This window comes from Rossellomorea arthrocnemi, from assembly GCF_904424705.1.
Taxonomy (GTDB): domain Bacteria; phylum Bacillota; class Bacilli; order Bacillales; family Bacillaceae_B; genus Rossellomorea; species Rossellomorea arthrocnemi.
This window is the reverse complement of sequence record NZ_CAJGBF010000001.1, coordinates 528,738-545,112: the sequence shown is the minus strand read 5'-3', so window position 1 is coordinate 545,112 and position 16,375 is coordinate 528,738. Positions and strand designations below refer to the sequence as shown.

Annotated in this window: 16 protein-coding genes; 10 read left to right on the top strand and 6 right to left on the bottom strand. The window is 46.1% G+C overall.

Going from position 1 to position 16,375, the window contains the following annotated elements:
* Positions 1-25: 25 nt before the first annotated feature.
* Positions 26-601 (bottom strand): type 1 glutamine amidotransferase family protein, encoded by a 576-nt coding sequence (locus BAA9072_RS02745; protein ID WP_201713135.1) that lies wholly within the window; start codon positions 599-601, stop codon positions 26-28.
* Positions 602-624: 23 nt separating this feature from the next.
* A complete protein-coding gene (locus tag BAA9072_RS02740) occupies positions 625-783 on the bottom strand; it encodes a hypothetical protein (protein WP_201713134.1) in 159 nt (52 codons plus the stop codon).
* 93 nt (positions 784-876) lie between these two features.
* On the opposite strand from BAA9072_RS02740, the gene BAA9072_RS02735 reads away from it, so the two are divergent.
* From BAA9072_RS02735 to BAA9072_RS02725, 3 genes are read left to right on the top strand one after another with little or no spacing between them, the layout of a single operon-like run.
* Complete coding sequence (locus BAA9072_RS02735; RefSeq protein WP_201713133.1) at positions 877-1,302, top strand: DMT family transporter; 426 nt, start codon at positions 877-879, stop codon at positions 1,300-1,302.
* 16 nt (positions 1,303-1,318) lie between these two features.
* Positions 1,319-2,014 carry a Crp/Fnr family transcriptional regulator gene (locus BAA9072_RS02730; RefSeq protein ID WP_201713132.1) on the top strand — a complete coding sequence of 232 codons (696 nt, stop codon included), beginning with the start codon at positions 1,319-1,321 and terminating at the stop codon, positions 2,012-2,014.
* Between the two features lie 12 nt (positions 2,015-2,026).
* Complete coding sequence (locus BAA9072_RS02725; protein WP_201713131.1) at positions 2,027-2,503, top strand: DMT family transporter; 477 nt, start codon at positions 2,027-2,029, stop codon at positions 2,501-2,503.
* 245 nt (positions 2,504-2,748) lie between these two features.
* Here BAA9072_RS02725 and BAA9072_RS02720 read toward each other — a convergent pair whose 3' ends face one another.
* The 3 genes from BAA9072_RS02720 to katG form a co-directional block, all read right to left on the bottom strand.
* Positions 2,749-3,525 carry a phosphatidylserine decarboxylase gene (locus BAA9072_RS02720; RefSeq protein WP_201713130.1) on the bottom strand — a complete coding sequence of 259 codons (777 nt, stop codon included), beginning with the start codon at positions 3,523-3,525 and terminating at the stop codon, positions 2,749-2,751.
* Entirely contained in the window at positions 3,522-4,064 is a 543-nt protein-coding gene (locus BAA9072_RS02715) for a helix-turn-helix domain-containing protein (protein WP_201713129.1), read from the bottom strand. Before BAA9072_RS02715 ends, BAA9072_RS02720 begins: the two co-directional genes overlap by 4 nt.
* Before the next feature lie 292 nt (positions 4,065-4,356).
* A complete protein-coding gene (katG, locus tag BAA9072_RS02710) occupies positions 4,357-6,573 on the bottom strand; it encodes a catalase/peroxidase HPI (RefSeq protein ID WP_201713128.1) in 2,217 nt (738 codons plus the stop codon).
* A 326-nt stretch (positions 6,574-6,899) separates the two neighbouring features.
* Here katG and BAA9072_RS02705 point away from each other — a divergent pair, with 326 nt between their 5' ends.
* From BAA9072_RS02705 to BAA9072_RS02690, 4 genes are all read left to right on the top strand, one after another.
* Positions 6,900-7,586 carry a response regulator transcription factor gene (locus tag BAA9072_RS02705; RefSeq protein WP_201713127.1) on the top strand — a complete coding sequence of 229 codons (687 nt, stop codon included), beginning with the start codon at positions 6,900-6,902 and terminating at the stop codon, positions 7,584-7,586.
* Between the two features lies 1 nt (position 7,587).
* Positions 7,588-8,583: a sensor histidine kinase gene (locus tag BAA9072_RS02700; RefSeq protein ID WP_201713126.1), complete on the top strand. Its 996-nt coding sequence runs from the start codon at positions 7,588-7,590 to the stop codon at positions 8,581-8,583.
* 120 nt (positions 8,584-8,703) lie between these two features.
* Positions 8,704-9,387: an ABC transporter ATP-binding protein gene (locus BAA9072_RS02695; protein WP_201713125.1), complete on the top strand. Its 684-nt coding sequence runs from the start codon at positions 8,704-8,706 to the stop codon at positions 9,385-9,387.
* Complete coding sequence (locus tag BAA9072_RS02690; protein ID WP_201713124.1) at positions 9,384-11,966, top strand: ABC transporter permease; 2,583 nt, start codon at positions 9,384-9,386, stop codon at positions 11,964-11,966. Before BAA9072_RS02695 ends, BAA9072_RS02690 begins: the two co-directional genes overlap by 4 nt.
* 61 nt (positions 11,967-12,027) lie before the next feature.
* On the opposite strand, the gene BAA9072_RS02685 is transcribed toward BAA9072_RS02690, so the two are convergent.
* Positions 12,028-12,252 carry a hypothetical protein gene (locus BAA9072_RS02685; RefSeq protein WP_201713123.1) on the bottom strand — a complete coding sequence of 75 codons (225 nt, stop codon included), beginning with the start codon at positions 12,250-12,252 and terminating at the stop codon, positions 12,028-12,030.
* A gap of 132 nt (positions 12,253-12,384) precedes the next feature.
* On the opposite strand from BAA9072_RS02685, the gene BAA9072_RS02680 reads away from it, so the two are divergent.
* From BAA9072_RS02680 to BAA9072_RS02670, 3 genes are read left to right on the top strand one after another with little or no spacing between them, the layout of a single operon-like run.
* Positions 12,385-14,007, top strand: coding sequence for a spore germination protein (locus tag BAA9072_RS02680; protein ID WP_201713122.1), 1,623 nt, complete (start codon positions 12,385-12,387; stop codon positions 14,005-14,007).
* Positions 13,997-15,220, top strand: coding sequence for a Ger(x)C family spore germination protein (locus BAA9072_RS02675; RefSeq protein WP_201713121.1), 1,224 nt, complete (start codon positions 13,997-13,999; stop codon positions 15,218-15,220). Before BAA9072_RS02680 ends, BAA9072_RS02675 begins: the two co-directional genes overlap by 11 nt.
* Before the next feature lie 27 nt (positions 15,221-15,247).
* Positions 15,248-16,348, top strand: coding sequence for a GerAB/ArcD/ProY family transporter (locus BAA9072_RS02670; RefSeq protein WP_201713120.1), 1,101 nt, complete (start codon positions 15,248-15,250; stop codon positions 16,346-16,348).
* The last annotated feature ends 27 nt before the right edge of the window (positions 16,349-16,375 follow it).

Genomic DNA, 16,375 nt, shown 5'->3' with positions numbered 1-16,375 from the left:
TACAGGAAGCTGTTTCTCACGTATTCTAACTGTGAACAGAACCTTTTTTAAATAACGCATACCATTCTTGAAGTTCTTTCTCATCGTATACTTGTAATTCCCGTAATACGTTTCTTGTAAATTCGAGTGCCGCCGTTCCATTAGCAGTGATCAGCCCGTTGTCACGAACCGATTGTTCGTCTATGTAATGGTCCTCCCCGCGATAATGCGGTGCCCCTTCTTTTAAATAAGGAAGCGAATTCCCCGTATGTTTATGGTGATCAAGGAATCCGTGGATCCCTAGGAATGTCGTGGCATCACAAATGGCCGCGACGGGGATGTTTTTCCTGAAACAATCTTCCACCAGCTTCTTGACCTGTTGATTCTTTTCTTCACGCCAAGTGGTTCCCCCTGGCAGGATCAACATGCTAAATCCTTGTGGCACGTCATCCATGCTGTAATCAGGAAGTACCGTCAGTCCTCCCATTGAAACCTTTGGATCCTTGTCGATGGCTACGGTCTGAACTTGATAGTCCGTCCACGACTTATTCAACTCCGCCGTCACGTAACTGGCTTCCCAATCGGCGAAACCATCCGTTACAAATAGCAATACTTTTTTCATACGCATCCCCTCCTTGTTACATTTTACCATAGCTTTAATTTACCTATGGCTGATTCTAGGTAATAATGGAAGAATCGCTGATAAAAATGAGATCCCGCTGATAAAATGAAAATTCCGCTGATATAAGCTCCATTTTCGCTGATAAAGGATTGGTCTGCCAGAAAATTTGAATGAAAACGCATACCCAATCCCCCATCCGGCAACCCTTAGGACATATGTCCTTTCACGAAACGCCAACCTCCTATTTAATAGAACAAAGGATAGGAGGATGAACGATGAAAGGTGCTATATTTGCCCTCTTTGGGGGTCTTTGCATCACGATGCAGGGGATTTTCAATGCACGGATGAGTGACGCGATCGGCGGGTGGCATACGACTTCGATGGTCCACCTTGTGGCCTTTACGATTGCGATGACGGTTTATATGAAAGTAAGAGATGGAAAAGGTAAAAGCTTCAGGCAGGTTCCGTTTTTGTATTTGATCGGCGGCACATTCGGTGTGATCGTCGTGTTCTCTGAGCTGACGGCGATTCACATGATCGGACCGGCATCGGCCATTGCGATCCTGCTCGTGGCCCAGATCGGGACGGCCTTCCTTATTGAGTCCCGGGGATGGTTCGGGGAAAAGAAGATCCCGGTTACAACGCGGCAGGCAGTTGGCCTCTCCATGATGCTTGCAGGGGTTATCCTGTTCCAATTGTAAAAAAAGGAGTCATACGATGAAAGAAACCCAGGGGGCTGCCCCCAATCATTATATAAACCAATTCGAGCTGGACGATTTATTTCCAGCAGATTTCAGAAAATATATCAAAATGTATTCCTTTGAAAAAGGGGATGTCTTATTTTCCACGGGGGAAGAGCTCGACGAACTGTACTTCCTCATGGAGGGAAAGATCAAGATCTTCACCCATACACCGGAAGGGAAACTGTTGATCAACCGCTTCAAGCGTCCACTTGCCCTGATCGGGGATGTGGAATATGCGAAGGGTACAGCGGTTCTTAATTCTGTGGAAGCCGTCACGGACGGAGTGTTCCTATCGATTCCGTTCACGGATCTCTCAAGGCTTGAGAAGGAGCATCCGGCGATCATGCGCTTTCTATTTGATACAGTGGCCCACAAGTTCTACACGGAATCCCATATCACGAGCATGCACATGCTGTATCCCGTTGAAGTTCGGCTTGCGAGCTATTTATTGTCCATTTCAGAAGCAGGCGAAGGGACCATGTTCCATCAGGAGATGCATACGTCCAATCTCATGGAGCTCGCCGAATGGATCGGAACGAGCTACCGCCACCTGAACCGGGTACTGAAAAAGATGGCGGCGGATGACCTCATCGAACGGGTCAACGGTTCCATCACCATCAAAGATCTGGAAAAACTCAGCATCCTTGCGAAAGGAAACATCTATGAATAAGGAGGGCATCACATGTTCGGAATAGGATTAGCCATCATAGCAGGAATCCTGATCAGTTTGCAAAATGTATTCAATGCCCGTGTCAGTGAAAAAACCGGCCCATGGGCCACGACAAGCCTGGTACTCGGCCTTGGTCTTATTTGTTCACTGCCCGTGTTTTATACAATGGAAGATAAAAGCCTGCTGGACTTCAGCGGAGTCAATCCCGTCTTTCTGTTCAGCGGAGTGTTCGGAGTCGGCATCGTGTTCTTCCTGATGAGGGGAGTCACATTGATCGGACCGGCATATGCAATCTCCATCGCGCTAATTTCGCAGATCACGATCGCATTCATCGTCAACACAGGCGGATGGTTCGGGTTTGAACCTTCTACATTGTCCTGGGAGAAGCTACTTGGAATTGCGTTGTTGATCGGCGGGGTGCTCGTTTATAAATTGGAGAAGCGTGCGGATGAAAAACCGGTTCGTGAACGTGAGAGAGTGGGGGCTTGAAAGGTTTTTTGCTTCAAAAGAGGTCTGATTATAGGATTTTTTAAAAAATAGAGTAAGTTTTGATGAGGATTAAGAAGGCTGTTCTAGCCTTTTGGCAGGATATGAGCCTGTTCTCAGGACTTATGAGCCAAAATAAAAATTTATGAGCTGAAATTTATATATATGAGCCACTTTCCCTCATTTATGATCCTTTTGTCGAAAAATCAAAAACCGCCTCCCCCCAACAGGGAAAAGGCGGTTTTTATTTAAGAGTTCCATTTTCCAATTTCTTCACCCATTTTGACAGGACCCGTTTTTCCGTTAAAGGTAAAACGACCTTCCGGAACGCAGATGACGACCGTCGATCCGAATGAGAAGTACCCGTAAGGATCTCCCCGGTGAACGACATCCTTCATATTCGTCCTCACGATGGAATTCACATTCAATGCTCCGACCATGACATGGGCAAGAGGGGCTCCTGCTACATCAAACCGGGAAACGAGTCGATAATTCCGGGTGAGTGGACGGAGACCGTGGGTCAGTCCGAGTTCATTTACGGGAGCGGCGTCTTTTCCAAGAGTATAGACCTCCTCCACGTTCGCGTCGATCGGCACGTGAACCCGGTGGTAGTCGGTTGGACTTAAATAAAAGATGAGAACCTGACCTCCGGCGTACGGTTCCGCTTTGGATGATGAGCCCAGCAGTTCTTCCACAGTGTAGTTCTGACCTTTGACCATGAACGTGCTCTCCGGGGTCAAGTCATCGACAACGGACAAATATCCGTCACACGGGCTGACAAATGCATCGGCAGAGGACGCGACAGGACGCGCATCAGGTGTCAACTCCCTTGTGAAAATATCATGAAGAGTGCCGTATTCACGGAGGGCGCGCGTGGCTTCTTCCATGTTCAGTTTATACAATTTGGCAAAAGAGCCGATGAACGGTTTGCTCACCTTGGATTGGGCGAATGAGCGTAGTCCTTTGGCGATGATGGGATGGCCGTTCAGTTCGAATACTTTTCGGTAAAATTTCGTCCTGATCATTGGGTGTCACGTCCTTTAGGGTCTGGGATAAGCATTTGGATGAGAGAGATTTTGTCATGTTCTTTCGTCGGCCTGTTCGATTTGAATTTACTCAGAAGCTCGGTCATGCCTTTATTCAACTCTTTGAGTTCATCGGGTGTCAGATATAGGTCCAACTGGTTATATCCGAATGAATCCCCGGTAAGATCCGGGTCTTTCAGAAGATAGCTTTTGGCCTGTCCTGTCACGGAAGAGAGGAAGGTCATGAATAATTTTAGATGCTCTTCCCCTGACAGCTGCTCCAATTCTTCAACAGTCAGATAGGGGCTGTCTTCCTGCATGGCATAGGTTTTCTCAACGGCACCCCGGATTTTCCGTTCATCGACAATATGGATGATCTTATTTTCCGTCAGTCGATTTAAATGCCGGTAAAGGGTAGCCTGTGGAACATCTGACATCCACTCCTTCAACTCGTGTACCGTAGCGGCCCCTTTTGAGAGGTGCTGTATAATACGCATCCGGACAGGGTGAAGGATCAAGTCTGTATTTAGTTCGGTCATGACATTCAATCCTCTTATTTGTTATTATTATCGATATTGATAATAATGGAGGGAGAGGGATTTGTCAATATACGGGGTATGACAGCACTATTAAGTTTCCTTTTATAGGGGAGGTGCATTTTTTTGAAAAAGTATCTTTAATCTTGCTGATTTTTACCAATCTAAATTATTAGTCCGTTACAAATATACGAGCCGGTTTCCTCCCTTGATGAGCAGGAATTTGTCGAAAATTCGCTGTGCAAAACCTCAATTAAAAACACGCCCCATCCCCAAGGACAAGGCGTGCAATTCATTATCTCAAATCAAACCGATCCGCATTCATCACCTTCACCCAGGCAGAAACGAAGTCACGGACAAATTTCTCTTGGTTATCATTTTGCGCGTACACCTCTGCCAGAGCTCGAAGGACTGAGTTTGAACCGAATACCAGGTCAAAGCGCGATGCTTTACGTACGACTTCACCCGTCTTTCGGTCGCGGCCTTCGTATTGATTGAAGCCGGCCGGTTTCCATTCGATGCCCATATCCAACAGTTTCACGAAGAAGTCGTTGTTCAGGGTACCGACGCGGTCCGTGAATACGCCGTGATCTGTATCGCCGTGGTTGGCGCCGAGGGAACGCATGCCGCCGAGAAGAACGGTCATCTCCGGTGCAGTCAATCCTAACAGCTGTGCTTTATCCACAAGCATTTCTTCGGGACTGACGGCGTATTCCTGCTTTTGATAGTTGCGGAAGCCGTCTGATACGGGTTCCAATACACCGAAGTTCTCTGCGTCAGTCTGCTCGGGCGTTGCGTCACCGCGACCTTGGGAGAATGGAACCTTTATCTCGAAGCCGGCGTCACGGGCAGCTTTTTCGATGGCGGCATTTCCGCCCAGTACAATCAGATCGGCGAGGCTGACGTTCTGATCAAGCTTGCCTTGAAGGTCTTCGTAAACTCTAAGGACTTTCTCAAGCTGCCGGGGTTCGTTCGCTTCCCAGTCTTTTTGAGGGGCAAGGCGGATGCGGGCACCGTTCGCGCCACCGCGCATATCGGAACCACGGTAGGTGCTGGCCGAAGCCCACGCCGTTTTCACAAGCTCGCTTACAGTTAAGCCTGTGTTCAAAATATGTTCTTTCAACGAGGCTACTTCACTTTCAGAAAGATCGTAATCCACGGAAGGAACCGGATCCTGCCAGATCAACTCTTCATCCGGTAACTCTGGACCCCAGTAGCGTGCTTTCGGACCCATGTCGCGGTGAAGGAGTTTGAACCAGGCGCGGGAGAAGGCATCGGCGAACTCTTCCGGATTTTCATGAAAATGACGGGATATCTTTTCGTAATCAGGATCCATACGGAGCGCCATATCAGCCGTCGTCATCATCGTCTTCACTTTGATGGATGGATCTTCGGCGTCAGGGGCCATATGTTCTTCCGTCATACCAACCGGTGTCCATTGGGAGGCACCTGCTGCACTCTTTGTTTTCTCCCACTCGTAGCCGAAAAGAAGATCGAAGTAGCCGTTATCCCATTTCGTCGGATTCGTCGTCCAGGCTCCGTCAACACCGCTTGAAATGGTGTCGCGTCCTTTTCCGCTTCCGTGGGAACTGAGCCAGCCCAATCCTTGATTTTCGATGTCTGCCGCTTCCGGATCATCACCGACAAGGGAAGCGTCTCCGGCACCGTGGGCTTTCCCGAATGTGTGACCGCCTGCGATAAGCGCGACGGTTTCATAATCGTTCATCCCCATGCGTCCGAATGTGTCACGGATATCACGGGCACTTCCGAGTGGATCCGGTTCTCCGTTCGGTCCTTCCGGGTTCACGTAGATGAGTCCCATTTGAACGGCAGCGAGTGGATTCTCGAGTTCCCGGTCGCCTGAATAACGGTTGTCAGCGAGCCATTCCTTTTCATTTCCCCAATACACATCTTCTTCCGGATGCCAGATATCTTCGCGTCCTGCACCGAAACCGAACGTCTTCAAGCCCATGGATTCAAGGGCTACGTTCCCTGTCAACACAAGTAAATCAGCCCATGAAATTTTATTCCCGTATTTTTGCTTGATCGGCCATAACAGGCGGCGGGCTTTATCCAGATTCACATTATCCGGCCAGCTGTTCAGGGGGGCAAATCGCTGTGAACCTGAGGAACCGCCTCCGCGACCATCCGTCTCGCGGTATGTACCTGCTGCATGCCAAGACATCCGGATGAAGAATGGACCGTAGTGACCGTAGTCAGCCGGCCACCAGTCCTGGCTGTCTGTCATCAGGTTATGGAGATCCTGTTTCAGGGCATCGTAATCCAGCTTCGAGAATTCTTCCTTATAGTTGAAGTCTTCCCCCATGGGGTTCGATTTCCGGTCATGCTGGCGAAGGATGCCGAGGTTCAGCATATTCGGCCACCAGTCTTTATTCGTTGTACCACCAGGAGCCGTCGTCGTTGTGATGGCACTATCCTTGTGATGAGTGACAGGACACTTTCCCGATGCTGCTGTGTGATCTTTTTGATCAGGGCGTTGATTGTTTTCCATTTACCATTCTCCTTTCTGATATGGGACACGTAGTCGTAGAAAAGCTGTACAGCTTACGAAAGATGAAGTGTTAGACTATTGTGATAATTCTTACTTATATTATAGTAGACTGGGAGGCTGATTCAAAGTGTGAAGTGTTGAGTCGAAGCATTTTTAAGGAATTGTAACAAGCAGGAGACTCCTTATAGAATAAGAGTACATAGACGGGGAATAACAGGAATGAAACAGATGTCGAATCTGAATCATTTGGCCGGAGGCTGTCCCTGCATTCCGCTTACATGATAAAATATGGTGATAAAAATGAATGACGGTTAGGGTGTATGTAAATGAAAGTGTTGTTGGTAGAGGATGATAGAACGATTGCGGCTGGGTTGGAGTATTCATTGCGCCAGGAGGAATATGAGACGATTCTTTGTTACGATGCGGAGTCTGCTAAAGGGATGATTCATAGTCGGTTGGAAGAAATCGATTTATGTTTGTTTGATTTGTCGCTTCCTGATGGGAGCGGCTATGATTTGTGTGAGATGGTGAAGAAGCGGGACGATAAGCCGGTGATCTTTTTGACAGCGCTGGATGACGAAGTGAATGTCGTGATGGGGCTGGATATGGGAGCGGATGACTATATTACGAAGCCGTTCCGGGTCCGTGAGCTGCTCTCCCGTATCCGATCGGTGCTCCGGCGGTATCATAAACAGCCCGTACAGGCAAAGGTGTGGATGGATATTGAGGATATCCGGATTAACACGTTGGAGGGCAAAGTGTATAAGAGGGGTGCCGAGGTAATATTGACCGCTTTGGAATATCGGCTTCTCCTCATCTTCGCCAATCACGTCGGACAGGTGTTGACGAGGGCACAGCTTCTCGATCGGATTTGGGACGTGGCAGGTGATTTTGTCAACGATAACACGTTGACTGTTTATATCAAAAGGCTGCGTGAGAAGTTAGAAGACCAACCACAGCGACCAACGATCATCAAGACCGTTCGCGGTATGGGATATAAGGCAGGCGATTGAAATGTTAAGGAATCGGGAAGTCCAATGGTTTTTCATCAGCCTTTTATTCATCAGTCTCGGAGCCTCGGTATTGGCAGGTTTTCTTTATTCCCTTTCTGTTGCATGGTTTGTGCTGGTCACATCCGGCTTGCTCGCAGGATGCAGCTTTTTCTATACAAGGTGGCGATACCGGGAAATTGAAAAGCTTTCCGGTTACTTGAGGAAAATCAGCAGCGGAGATGACAGCCTTGATGTACGGGATAACCAAGAAGGGGAGCTCAGCATATTAAAGAATGACATCTATAAGGTGACCTTGATGCTTTCTGAGCATCGTTCATCTTTAGAGAAGGATAAACTCACCTTGACCAACGCCCTTTCTGATATCTCTCATCAGTTGAAGACACCTTTGACCTCGATGATGGTGATGGCAGATCTCTTAAGTGACAGCACATTGGAGGAATCCAAGCGTGGAGAATTCACTCAACATATCCGGGTACAATTGGAAAGGATCGAGTGGCTTGTCTCTTCGCTTCTAAAATTATCCAAAATCGATGCAGGGACCATTGCGTTTAAGAAAGACAAGGTGGCCGTCAGGGATTTACTCCAGAGTGCGGTGCAGTCTGTCTTGATTCCAATGGATATTAAAGAACAGACATTGAACGTTCGTGGGGAAGAATCGGTCACGTTCACAGGTGATCTTCGCTGGACGGCCGAAGCCCTCATCAATATCCTGAAAAATGCTGTGGAACACACGGGAGAAGAAGGGATAATCTCCATTTCATTTTTAGAGAATCCACTCTACACTGAAATCACCATTGGGGATAATGGAGACGGAATACCAAAGGAAGATCTTCCGTATATATTCAGGCGTTTTTACAAAGGCAAGAATGCAAGCGACGACAGTGTGGGAATCGGTCTGGCAATGGCTTACAGCATCATCACCAGTCAGCAGGGGGATCTTGAGGTCCGAAGTAAAAAAGGAAATGGTACCGTGTTTTCGATTAAATTTTATAAATAGGAGGGTGTTGATTCTTGCTCTCCGTACCCCCTAAAGTGAATAAATTGTCACTTTCATAGTCACTTTAAAGTCATATTGGACAGATATACTGGGTCTACATCAACACTATGGAGGTACGAAATGAATATTTTACAAATTGAAAATCTGTCTAAGATATATGGCAAGGGGGAGACGGCGGTCAAGGCACTCGACGATGTTTCATTCTCTGTAAGAAAAGGAGAATTCGTTGCCATCATCGGTCCTTCTGGATCGGGAAAATCTACCTTGCTTCACCTGCTTGGAGGCGTCGACCGTCCGACAAGTGGGAAAGTGCTAATCGATCAAACCGATATTTATCAATTGGATGAAACCCAGCTGGCCGTTTTCAGAAGAAGACAGATCGGGTTGATCTATCAGTTCTACAATCTGATTCCGATCTTGACGGTGGAAGAAAACATCACCCTCCCCATGTTACTGGATGAGCATCGTGTAGATCAAAAGCAGTTGACTGATCTTGTGACGACGATGGGCCTACATGAAAGGTTGAACCATCTGCCGAACCAATTATCCGGAGGACAGCAGCAACGTGTATCCATCGGGAGAGCGCTGATCAGTAATCCTGCCATTATTCTTGCAGACGAGCCGACAGGAAATCTTGACAGCAAGAACTCTACAGAAATCATTGAACTGTTAAAAATGTTCAACAAAACCTATAACCAGACATTGATCATCATTACTCATGATGAACGAATTGCACTGCAGGCAGATCGGGTGATCGAAATCGCAGACGGAAGGATTGCAAAGGATGAGGTGATCCGCCCGTGAATATCATCAACAAACTAACGATACGGCATCTGAAAGAAAACAAAAGAAGAACCCTTGTGACCATCACCGGGGTGATCATCTCGGTGTCGATGATCATGGCCGTTGCGACCCTCGGCGTTTCATTCCTGGACATTATGAAAAGACAATCGATAGCCGACAATGGCGAGTGGCATGTCCAATATCAAAATGTCAGCCCCGATCAAATCGAAGCGATAGCGAACGACGAAGATACGGGAAAGTTGCTCCTATCTAACGACTTGGGGTATGCAAAACTCGATGGGGCCAAGGTAGAAGATAAGCCTTATCTATATATAAAACAATATAATGAAGAAGGCTTGAAGCAGTTTCCGATCGAGTTGAGTAAAGGTCGCCTGCCTTCTGATGAACAGGAAGTAGTCATTTCTGAGCAAATCGCCAATGATGCCGGTGTTCAATACGAAATCGGGGACGAGATCAAATTGGATATCGGGAGCAGGATGTTGGAGGGGGAAAGCGAGCCATTAGGACAGAATGACCCGCTCCAACGGGACGGAGAGGGCATTCTGGAAAGGCTTGAAGTGAACTCCATGGAGACCTTCACTGTTACGGGTATCATAGAAAGCCCATCATGGGAACCGGCATGGTCTCCCGGTTATACAGTACTTGGGTATATCGATAAGAGTTCCTTGAATAAGTCGGATATGGTGGATGCGGTCGTGGTATTGGACAAAGTGAACTCATCCGTATTTGAGCATGCAGAGAAACTGGCAAAAGAGAATGGCATTGAGAAAGTTGCTTTCAATAAAGAATTGCTGCGCTACTATGGTGTGACGGACAATGACAATCTCCGCTTGACTCTGTTCTCATTATTAGGGATCATCATGGCGGTCATCATTATCGGATCAGTATCACTTATTTACAATGCATTTGCCATCAGTGTATCCGAGCGTGCCAGACACTTAGGGATGCTTTCGAGTGTGGGGGCGACCAAGAAACAGAAGAGAAATTCCGTCTTTTTCGAAGGGATGGTCATCGGACTCATCAGCATTCCACTTGGTTTATTAGCAGGAGTCTTAGGGATCGGAGCTACCTTTTGGTTCATCAATACCTACATTGACGGGGCATTGGGCATTTCTGAGAGACTGCAGGTTGTCGTCACACCGTCAACGGTCCTCGTTTCATGCTTGATTTCAAGTGTGACGATATTTATCTCCACGTATATACCTGCACGAAAAGCATCAAAGATTTCAGCGATCGATGCGATCCGGCAGACGCAGGATGTCAAATTGACTGGTAAGACGGTCAAAACGTCCAGGCTTGTCAGGAAGCTGTTCGGGCTGGAAGCGGAAATCGGATTGAAGAATCTGAAACGGAATAAACGACGTTACCATGCGACGATTTTTTCCCTTGTGATTAGTATCGTCCTCTTCTTATCGGTGTCATTCTTTACAGATAATCTGAAGAAATCGGCAGTCATGTCCCAGGAGGGGACGAATTTCGATATTTCTGTATCCGCTAATACAGGGGATACAGGTAAGTTGGAAGACTTGGTTCATCTGGAACATGTCACAACGTACAGTGTCCAAAAAAGTCTGAATGCGACTGTACTTATTGACAAAGGCAAATTCCCTCAAGAATTGAAAGACATGATCAAACGGGATAACATCACCCTTGATAATGGACGTTATCCATACTATGTGAATGTATATGGAATGGATGAACAGAGTTTTAGAGCCTTTGCCAAAAAAGCAGGCGCGGATCTCAAGATGTTCGACGATCCCAAGAAGCCAACAGCAATTGTCATAGATCAGATTTCGTATCAGGATCCGACCACGTCCAAGTTCATCGAGACCAAATCGATCGTAACTGAACCGGGAGACGTCCTGGATTTGATTTTCACGGACTATGCGACAGAGAAATCGAAGCCTTTGGGATCGTTTACGATCGGGGCAATGACAGACCAAGTACCGATGGGGGTCCGTACCGCAATGATCGGGGGCTTGGATGTCATCGTGCCCATGGAAACGCTTGACACCGTGATGGATGAGCAGATCAGAAAGGAAGCCAGGGGCCAAATATATATGAACAGTACTGCTCCGATGGACACCCAGAAAGCCCTGGAAGAAGTGGTGCCGTCGAATCTGTATATATACAATGTCTATCAAGAAAGGCAGCAGGAAGAACAACTTATCCTGTTTCTGTCAGTCTTCACGTACGGGTTCATCGCACTAATTTCATTGATTTCCATCGCAAACATCTTTAATACGATTTCAACGAGTATCTCTTTGAGAAAACGGGAATTCGCCATGCTGAAATCTGTTGGGATGACGCCAAAAGGATTTAATAAAATGATCAACTATGAAAGCATCTTTTACGGAGTCAAGGCCTTACTGTACGGTCTGCCAATCAGTATCGGTGTCATGTATCTGATCCACCGGTCTGTCGGAGAGACCTTCGATTACGGGTTCGTGCTGCCATGGATCGATATCCTATCTGTCATCGCAGCGATTTTCATCATCGTCAGCTCGGCCATGCTTTATTCCATCGGAAAGGTCAAGAAGCAGAATATCATTGAAGGATTGAAGCAAGAGAATATATAGAAGAGAGGAGATGGGCTTTTAGAGGCTCATCTTTTTTTGTATGAAGGTGTGAACCGTGTACTTATTTGTCTTCCTTTTTCTTCTTGATAACAACATAGGCAGACTCAGCCAAGAAAAGGAATAGAAGAAAAAACAGCACAACCAATTCGGCTATCTCCATTACTCGAAAGGGACTGACAGCATTGTACAGAGCTTCTGATAGATCAAACCCTTGATAAATATCGAGACTTAAAGAAAAAGCCATTAAACTTCCCATCATTAATAGAGAAATAAACATGATTTTCATGCGGATCACACTCCTCCTATTAGGTTCTTCTCTTTGGTCTTGATTCATGCAGTCATCTCTTTTGTTAATAATTACATAAAAGCCCCTGATATGGTTAAAGTAATAAAAAATAAAAGAAGGGTGCCAGAATCTATGCCTTCGTTCTTTAAAGGTCGAAAACCAAAAAAGAACCACCAGCCGGATGCTGAAAATCAAGCTGCTGATCACTCAGAAGATCATCTTCAAGATTCGTTATCTGACAACCTTGACATCATCCGGCAAAAAACAGGAAACAGTTCAGACGTCGTCGTTCGACAATTAAAAATGGGGGAGAATTCGGATATTAATACGGCGCTTGTCTATGTTGAAGGAATTGTAGACAATCGATCGATTCAAGAGTTCCTGCTGCAGTCCATGATGAAAGATGAGCATAAAGAAAAATTGAATGAGCACGATGCATTAGAGATGATTTCTGAATACATGATGACAATAGGGAAAGTGACCTCCTTTGACACCTGGGATGACCTGTTTTCATCATTAATGGCTGGTGACACCCTCATCCTTGTGGACGGGATCGCTAAGGCTTTGAGTGCTTGCACGAAAGGTGGAGAAAAACGCTCCATATCGGAATCGACTACCCAAATGGTGGTCCGTGGCCCAAAAGGAGCATTTACAGAGTCGATTGGGACCAATACAGCTATGATCAGGCGTATCATAAAGACCCCTGATTTATGGATGGAGTCCTTGAAGGTAGGACGTGTCACCAAAACAGATGTAACACTTATGTACATACATGGCATTGCCAATGATAAGGTTGTGGAAGAAGTTCGTCAGCGGATAAACAGGATTGATATCGATAGTATTTTGGAATCGGGTTATATCGAGCAGATGATTGAAGATCAAACGATGACTCCCTTTCCAACGATTTTCAACACGGAACGACCCGATGTAGTGGCAGGGAATCTGTTTGAGGGACGGATCGCCATTTTTGTCGATGGAACCCCGTTTGTCCTGATTGCCCCTGCTTTGTTTATCCAATTTTTCCAATCTGCAGAGGATTATTACGCCCGTTTTGATATTGCGACATCGATTCGCCTTTTACGTATTTTGATGTTTACGATTTCGCTGATTGCTCCTGCAACCTTTGTCGCCGTCACTACCTTCCACCAGGAAATGGTGCCAACCACGCTCATAGTGGCCATTGCTGCTCAGCGGGAAGCCGTTCCTTTTCCAGCATTCGTGGAAGCCCTCCTGATGGAAATAACATTTGAAATTTTACGGGAAGCGGGGATTCGGCTGCCGAAGGCGATTGGTTCGGCAGTATCCATTGTCGGTGCACTTGTCATCGGGCAGGCAGCCGTTCAAGCGAGCATTGTGTCACCGGCCATGGTCATTATTGTATCGATCACAGCGATTGCCAGTTTTGCCACACCTTCTTTTGATATGGCTATTTCCGCTCGCTTAATCCGATTTATGTTTATGATTGGTGCAGCAACATTCGGATTTTACGGGATTATATTGATCCTGCTGATGATGGTTGTGCATCTATGCAGCTTACGCTCATTCGGTGTACCATACATGGCCCCATTCGCCCCCTTTATACCGGTGAATAATGGAGATACATTTATAAGGTTACCATGGTGGTCACTAAGACAAAGACCGCGCCTACTAAGTGCAAATACAGTGCGGGAAGGAAAGAATCAGCGACCCAATCCTCCAACATCCCGTGCCATGGTCAGTCGCGATCTTAAAGAAGGTGATAACAATGAATCGTAAAGGGATATTTCTCTTAATACTGATGAGCATGACCGTCACTCTTTCGGGCTGCTGGAGCAAAAAAGAGCTAACCGATCTTGCAATCGTAGCAGCTATGGGAGTGGATAAAACGGAAGATGGAAAATATATGATTACCCTTCAAATTATTAATCCCGGGAACGTGGCTGGAGGAATACGCGGAGGTGGTGGAGGGACTGAAAGCCCGCCTGTTACCATCTATTCGGCTACCGGAAATAATTTAGTAGAGGCAAGCAGGCATGCTTCCAGTAAAATTTCCCGGAGATTATACTATGCTCATGCCAATCTGGTGGTCGTGGGGGAAAACCTTGCAAGAGAAGAAGGGGTGGCTAAACTAATTGATGCCATTGACCGGGATCATGAATATCGAGTCACTACCACTATGGTCATTGCGAATGATTCATCTGCAGAAGCCCTCGTGGAAGCATTAACACCCGTTGATAAAATCCCAGCGAATAAGGTGTTGAAAACATTGGAATTCTCCCAAAAAGTATGGGGAGAGACCATCAAGACCTCAATCCAAGACGTGATGAAAGGAATGCAATCCCCAGATCAAGCAACCGTGGTCTCTGGATTTCGTCTTGTAGGAAATCCGAAGCATGCGAGTCAGTTAGAGAATATTCAAGAAAGTGAGCCTGAATCCACCCTAGAAGCCAGTGGAGTCGCCATTATCAAAGAAGGAAAGTTAGTGGATTGGCGGTATGGTAAAGAGGCGAGAGGAATCGTATGGATCCTGGATAAAATCAAAGGGACAGATATCAACATTGATTGGAAAGAAACGAAAGATGCCATCGCCTATCAAACGATCCGTCAAACGACAAACGTGTATGCTGAAGTCAAGAATGGAGAGCCTCATATCTCAATTCATACTCGTGCGGAAGGCAGTTTAGGTGAAATGAATGTACCAGTCGATATCACCAAGGTAGATGTTATTTCAAAGATGGAAAAAGAGGTGGAGAAAGAGATTACTAAAGAATTAAAGAGAACGATTGAACAGGCTCAAACGAATAAGGTAGATATCTTTGGATTTGGCGAAGCGATCAGACGTTCCAATCCGGATGAATGGAAGAGGCTAAAGCCGATGTGGAACGATGTGTACTTTCCCGAATTAAAGGTAGATATAATAGTGGAAGCCTATATCCGTCGTGCGGGATTACGAAACAAATCGTTTCTATCAAGTTTAAGTGATGATTAAACGAGAGGAAAAGGAGGTACCAGTGGAGTGGAGAAAGCCAAAATTAGTGCCAGTCAGCTCTTTATCTTAATGGTTTTGTTTGAAATGGGCAGTGCTTTACTCGTACCTCTTGCCATAGATGCCAAACAGGATGCCTGGATAGCTATCCTGCTTGGAATGGTCCTCAGCATCGTCCTTGTACTAGTTTATCATAAACTATATTGGTATTATCCCGATCTTCTGCCTACCGAGTACATGCAAAAGATTCTCGGTAAAGTGATGGGAACTGTACTTGCCTTTATCTACCTTTTTTTCTTTATGTATGATGCTTCAAGGGTTCTTCGCGACTTTGGCGAAATGCTGCTAACCTTTGCCTATCCGGAAACGCCTTTATTCATCGCGAATGCACTGCTCATGCTTGTTGTGATATACATGGTTCGAAAAGGGATTGAGGTCGTTGCCCGATCAGGTGAACTGCTTTTTTCACTTATGTTTATTCTTTCCGTCCTTGGATTCATATTGATTATAAGCTCCGGTTTAATTGATTTCACCAACTTGCAACCGGTACTTGAAGAAGGGATTAAACCTGTCCTCAAAGTGGTTTTCACTCAAACCTTATATTTCCCGTTTACAGAAGCCATTGTATTTACGATGATTTTGCCATACATGAATAATCCCAAGAAGGTAAAGCTGACGATGATCTGTGCAACGGGTTTAAGTGGAATCAATCTGATTCTAACGATGCTCATTAATATTAGCGTCCTCGGCGTGGGTCTGACGGCACGTTCCCAATTTCCGCTTCTTAGTACAGTTCAGACCATCCAAGTAGCAGATTTTTTGGAACGCTTGGATGTATTTTTTATGCTTGCCTTAGTGATCGGTATTTTTTTTAAGATAAGCCTGTTGTTTTATGCAGCAGTCATAGGCTCAGCCAGCTTATTTAAAATAAAATCACCTTCACGTCTGTCCTATCCCTTGGGCCTGGTCGTCTTATTTATGTCAATGACGATTGCGAGCAACTTTCAAGAGCATATCCATGAAGGAATGGAGATAGCAATGTTTATCTTGCATATGCCTCTCTTTGTGGGGATTCCGATCTTTCTTCTTCTTGTTGCGTTTTTGAAAAATAGGAAAAAGAAGAAGGGGTGACGGGGGGATTGGCATCATTCTTTCTTT

Bases quoted from the DNA above. Each gene is read 5' to 3' on its own strand.
- BAA9072_RS02745 (WP_201713135.1), bottom strand. From the start codon at position 601: ATGAAAAAAGTATTGCTATTTGTAACGGATGGTTTCGCCGATTGGGAA.
- BAA9072_RS02740 (WP_201713134.1), bottom strand. From the start codon at position 783: ATGCGTTTTCATTCAAATTTTCTGGCAGACCAATCCTTTATCAGCGAA.
- BAA9072_RS02735 (WP_201713133.1), top strand. From the start codon at position 877: ATGAAAGGTGCTATATTTGCCCTCTTTGGGGGTCTTTGCATCACGATG.
- BAA9072_RS02730 (WP_201713132.1), top strand. From the start codon at position 1,319: ATGAAAGAAACCCAGGGGGCTGCCCCCAATCATTATATAAACCAATTC.
- BAA9072_RS02725 (WP_201713131.1), top strand. From the start codon at position 2,027: ATGTTCGGAATAGGATTAGCCATCATAGCAGGAATCCTGATCAGTTTG.
- BAA9072_RS02720 (WP_201713130.1), bottom strand. From the start codon at position 3,525: ATGATCAGGACGAAATTTTACCGAAAAGTATTCGAACTGAACGGCCAT.
- BAA9072_RS02715 (WP_201713129.1), bottom strand. From the start codon at position 4,064: ATGACCGAACTAAATACAGACTTGATCCTTCACCCTGTCCGGATGCGT.
- katG (WP_201713128.1), bottom strand. From the start codon at position 6,573: ATGGAAAACAATCAACGCCCTGATCAAAAAGATCACACAGCAGCATCG.
- BAA9072_RS02705 (WP_201713127.1), top strand. From the start codon at position 6,900: ATGAAAGTGTTGTTGGTAGAGGATGATAGAACGATTGCGGCTGGGTTG.
- BAA9072_RS02700 (WP_201713126.1), top strand. From the start codon at position 7,588: ATGTTAAGGAATCGGGAAGTCCAATGGTTTTTCATCAGCCTTTTATTC.
- BAA9072_RS02695 (WP_201713125.1), top strand. From the start codon at position 8,704: ATGAATATTTTACAAATTGAAAATCTGTCTAAGATATATGGCAAGGGG.
- BAA9072_RS02685 (WP_201713123.1), bottom strand. From the start codon at position 12,252: ATGAAAATCATGTTTATTTCTCTATTAATGATGGGAAGTTTAATGGCT.
- BAA9072_RS02680 (WP_201713122.1), top strand. From the start codon at position 12,385: ATGCCTTCGTTCTTTAAAGGTCGAAAACCAAAAAAGAACCACCAGCCG.
- BAA9072_RS02675 (WP_201713121.1), top strand. From the start codon at position 13,997: ATGAATCGTAAAGGGATATTTCTCTTAATACTGATGAGCATGACCGTC.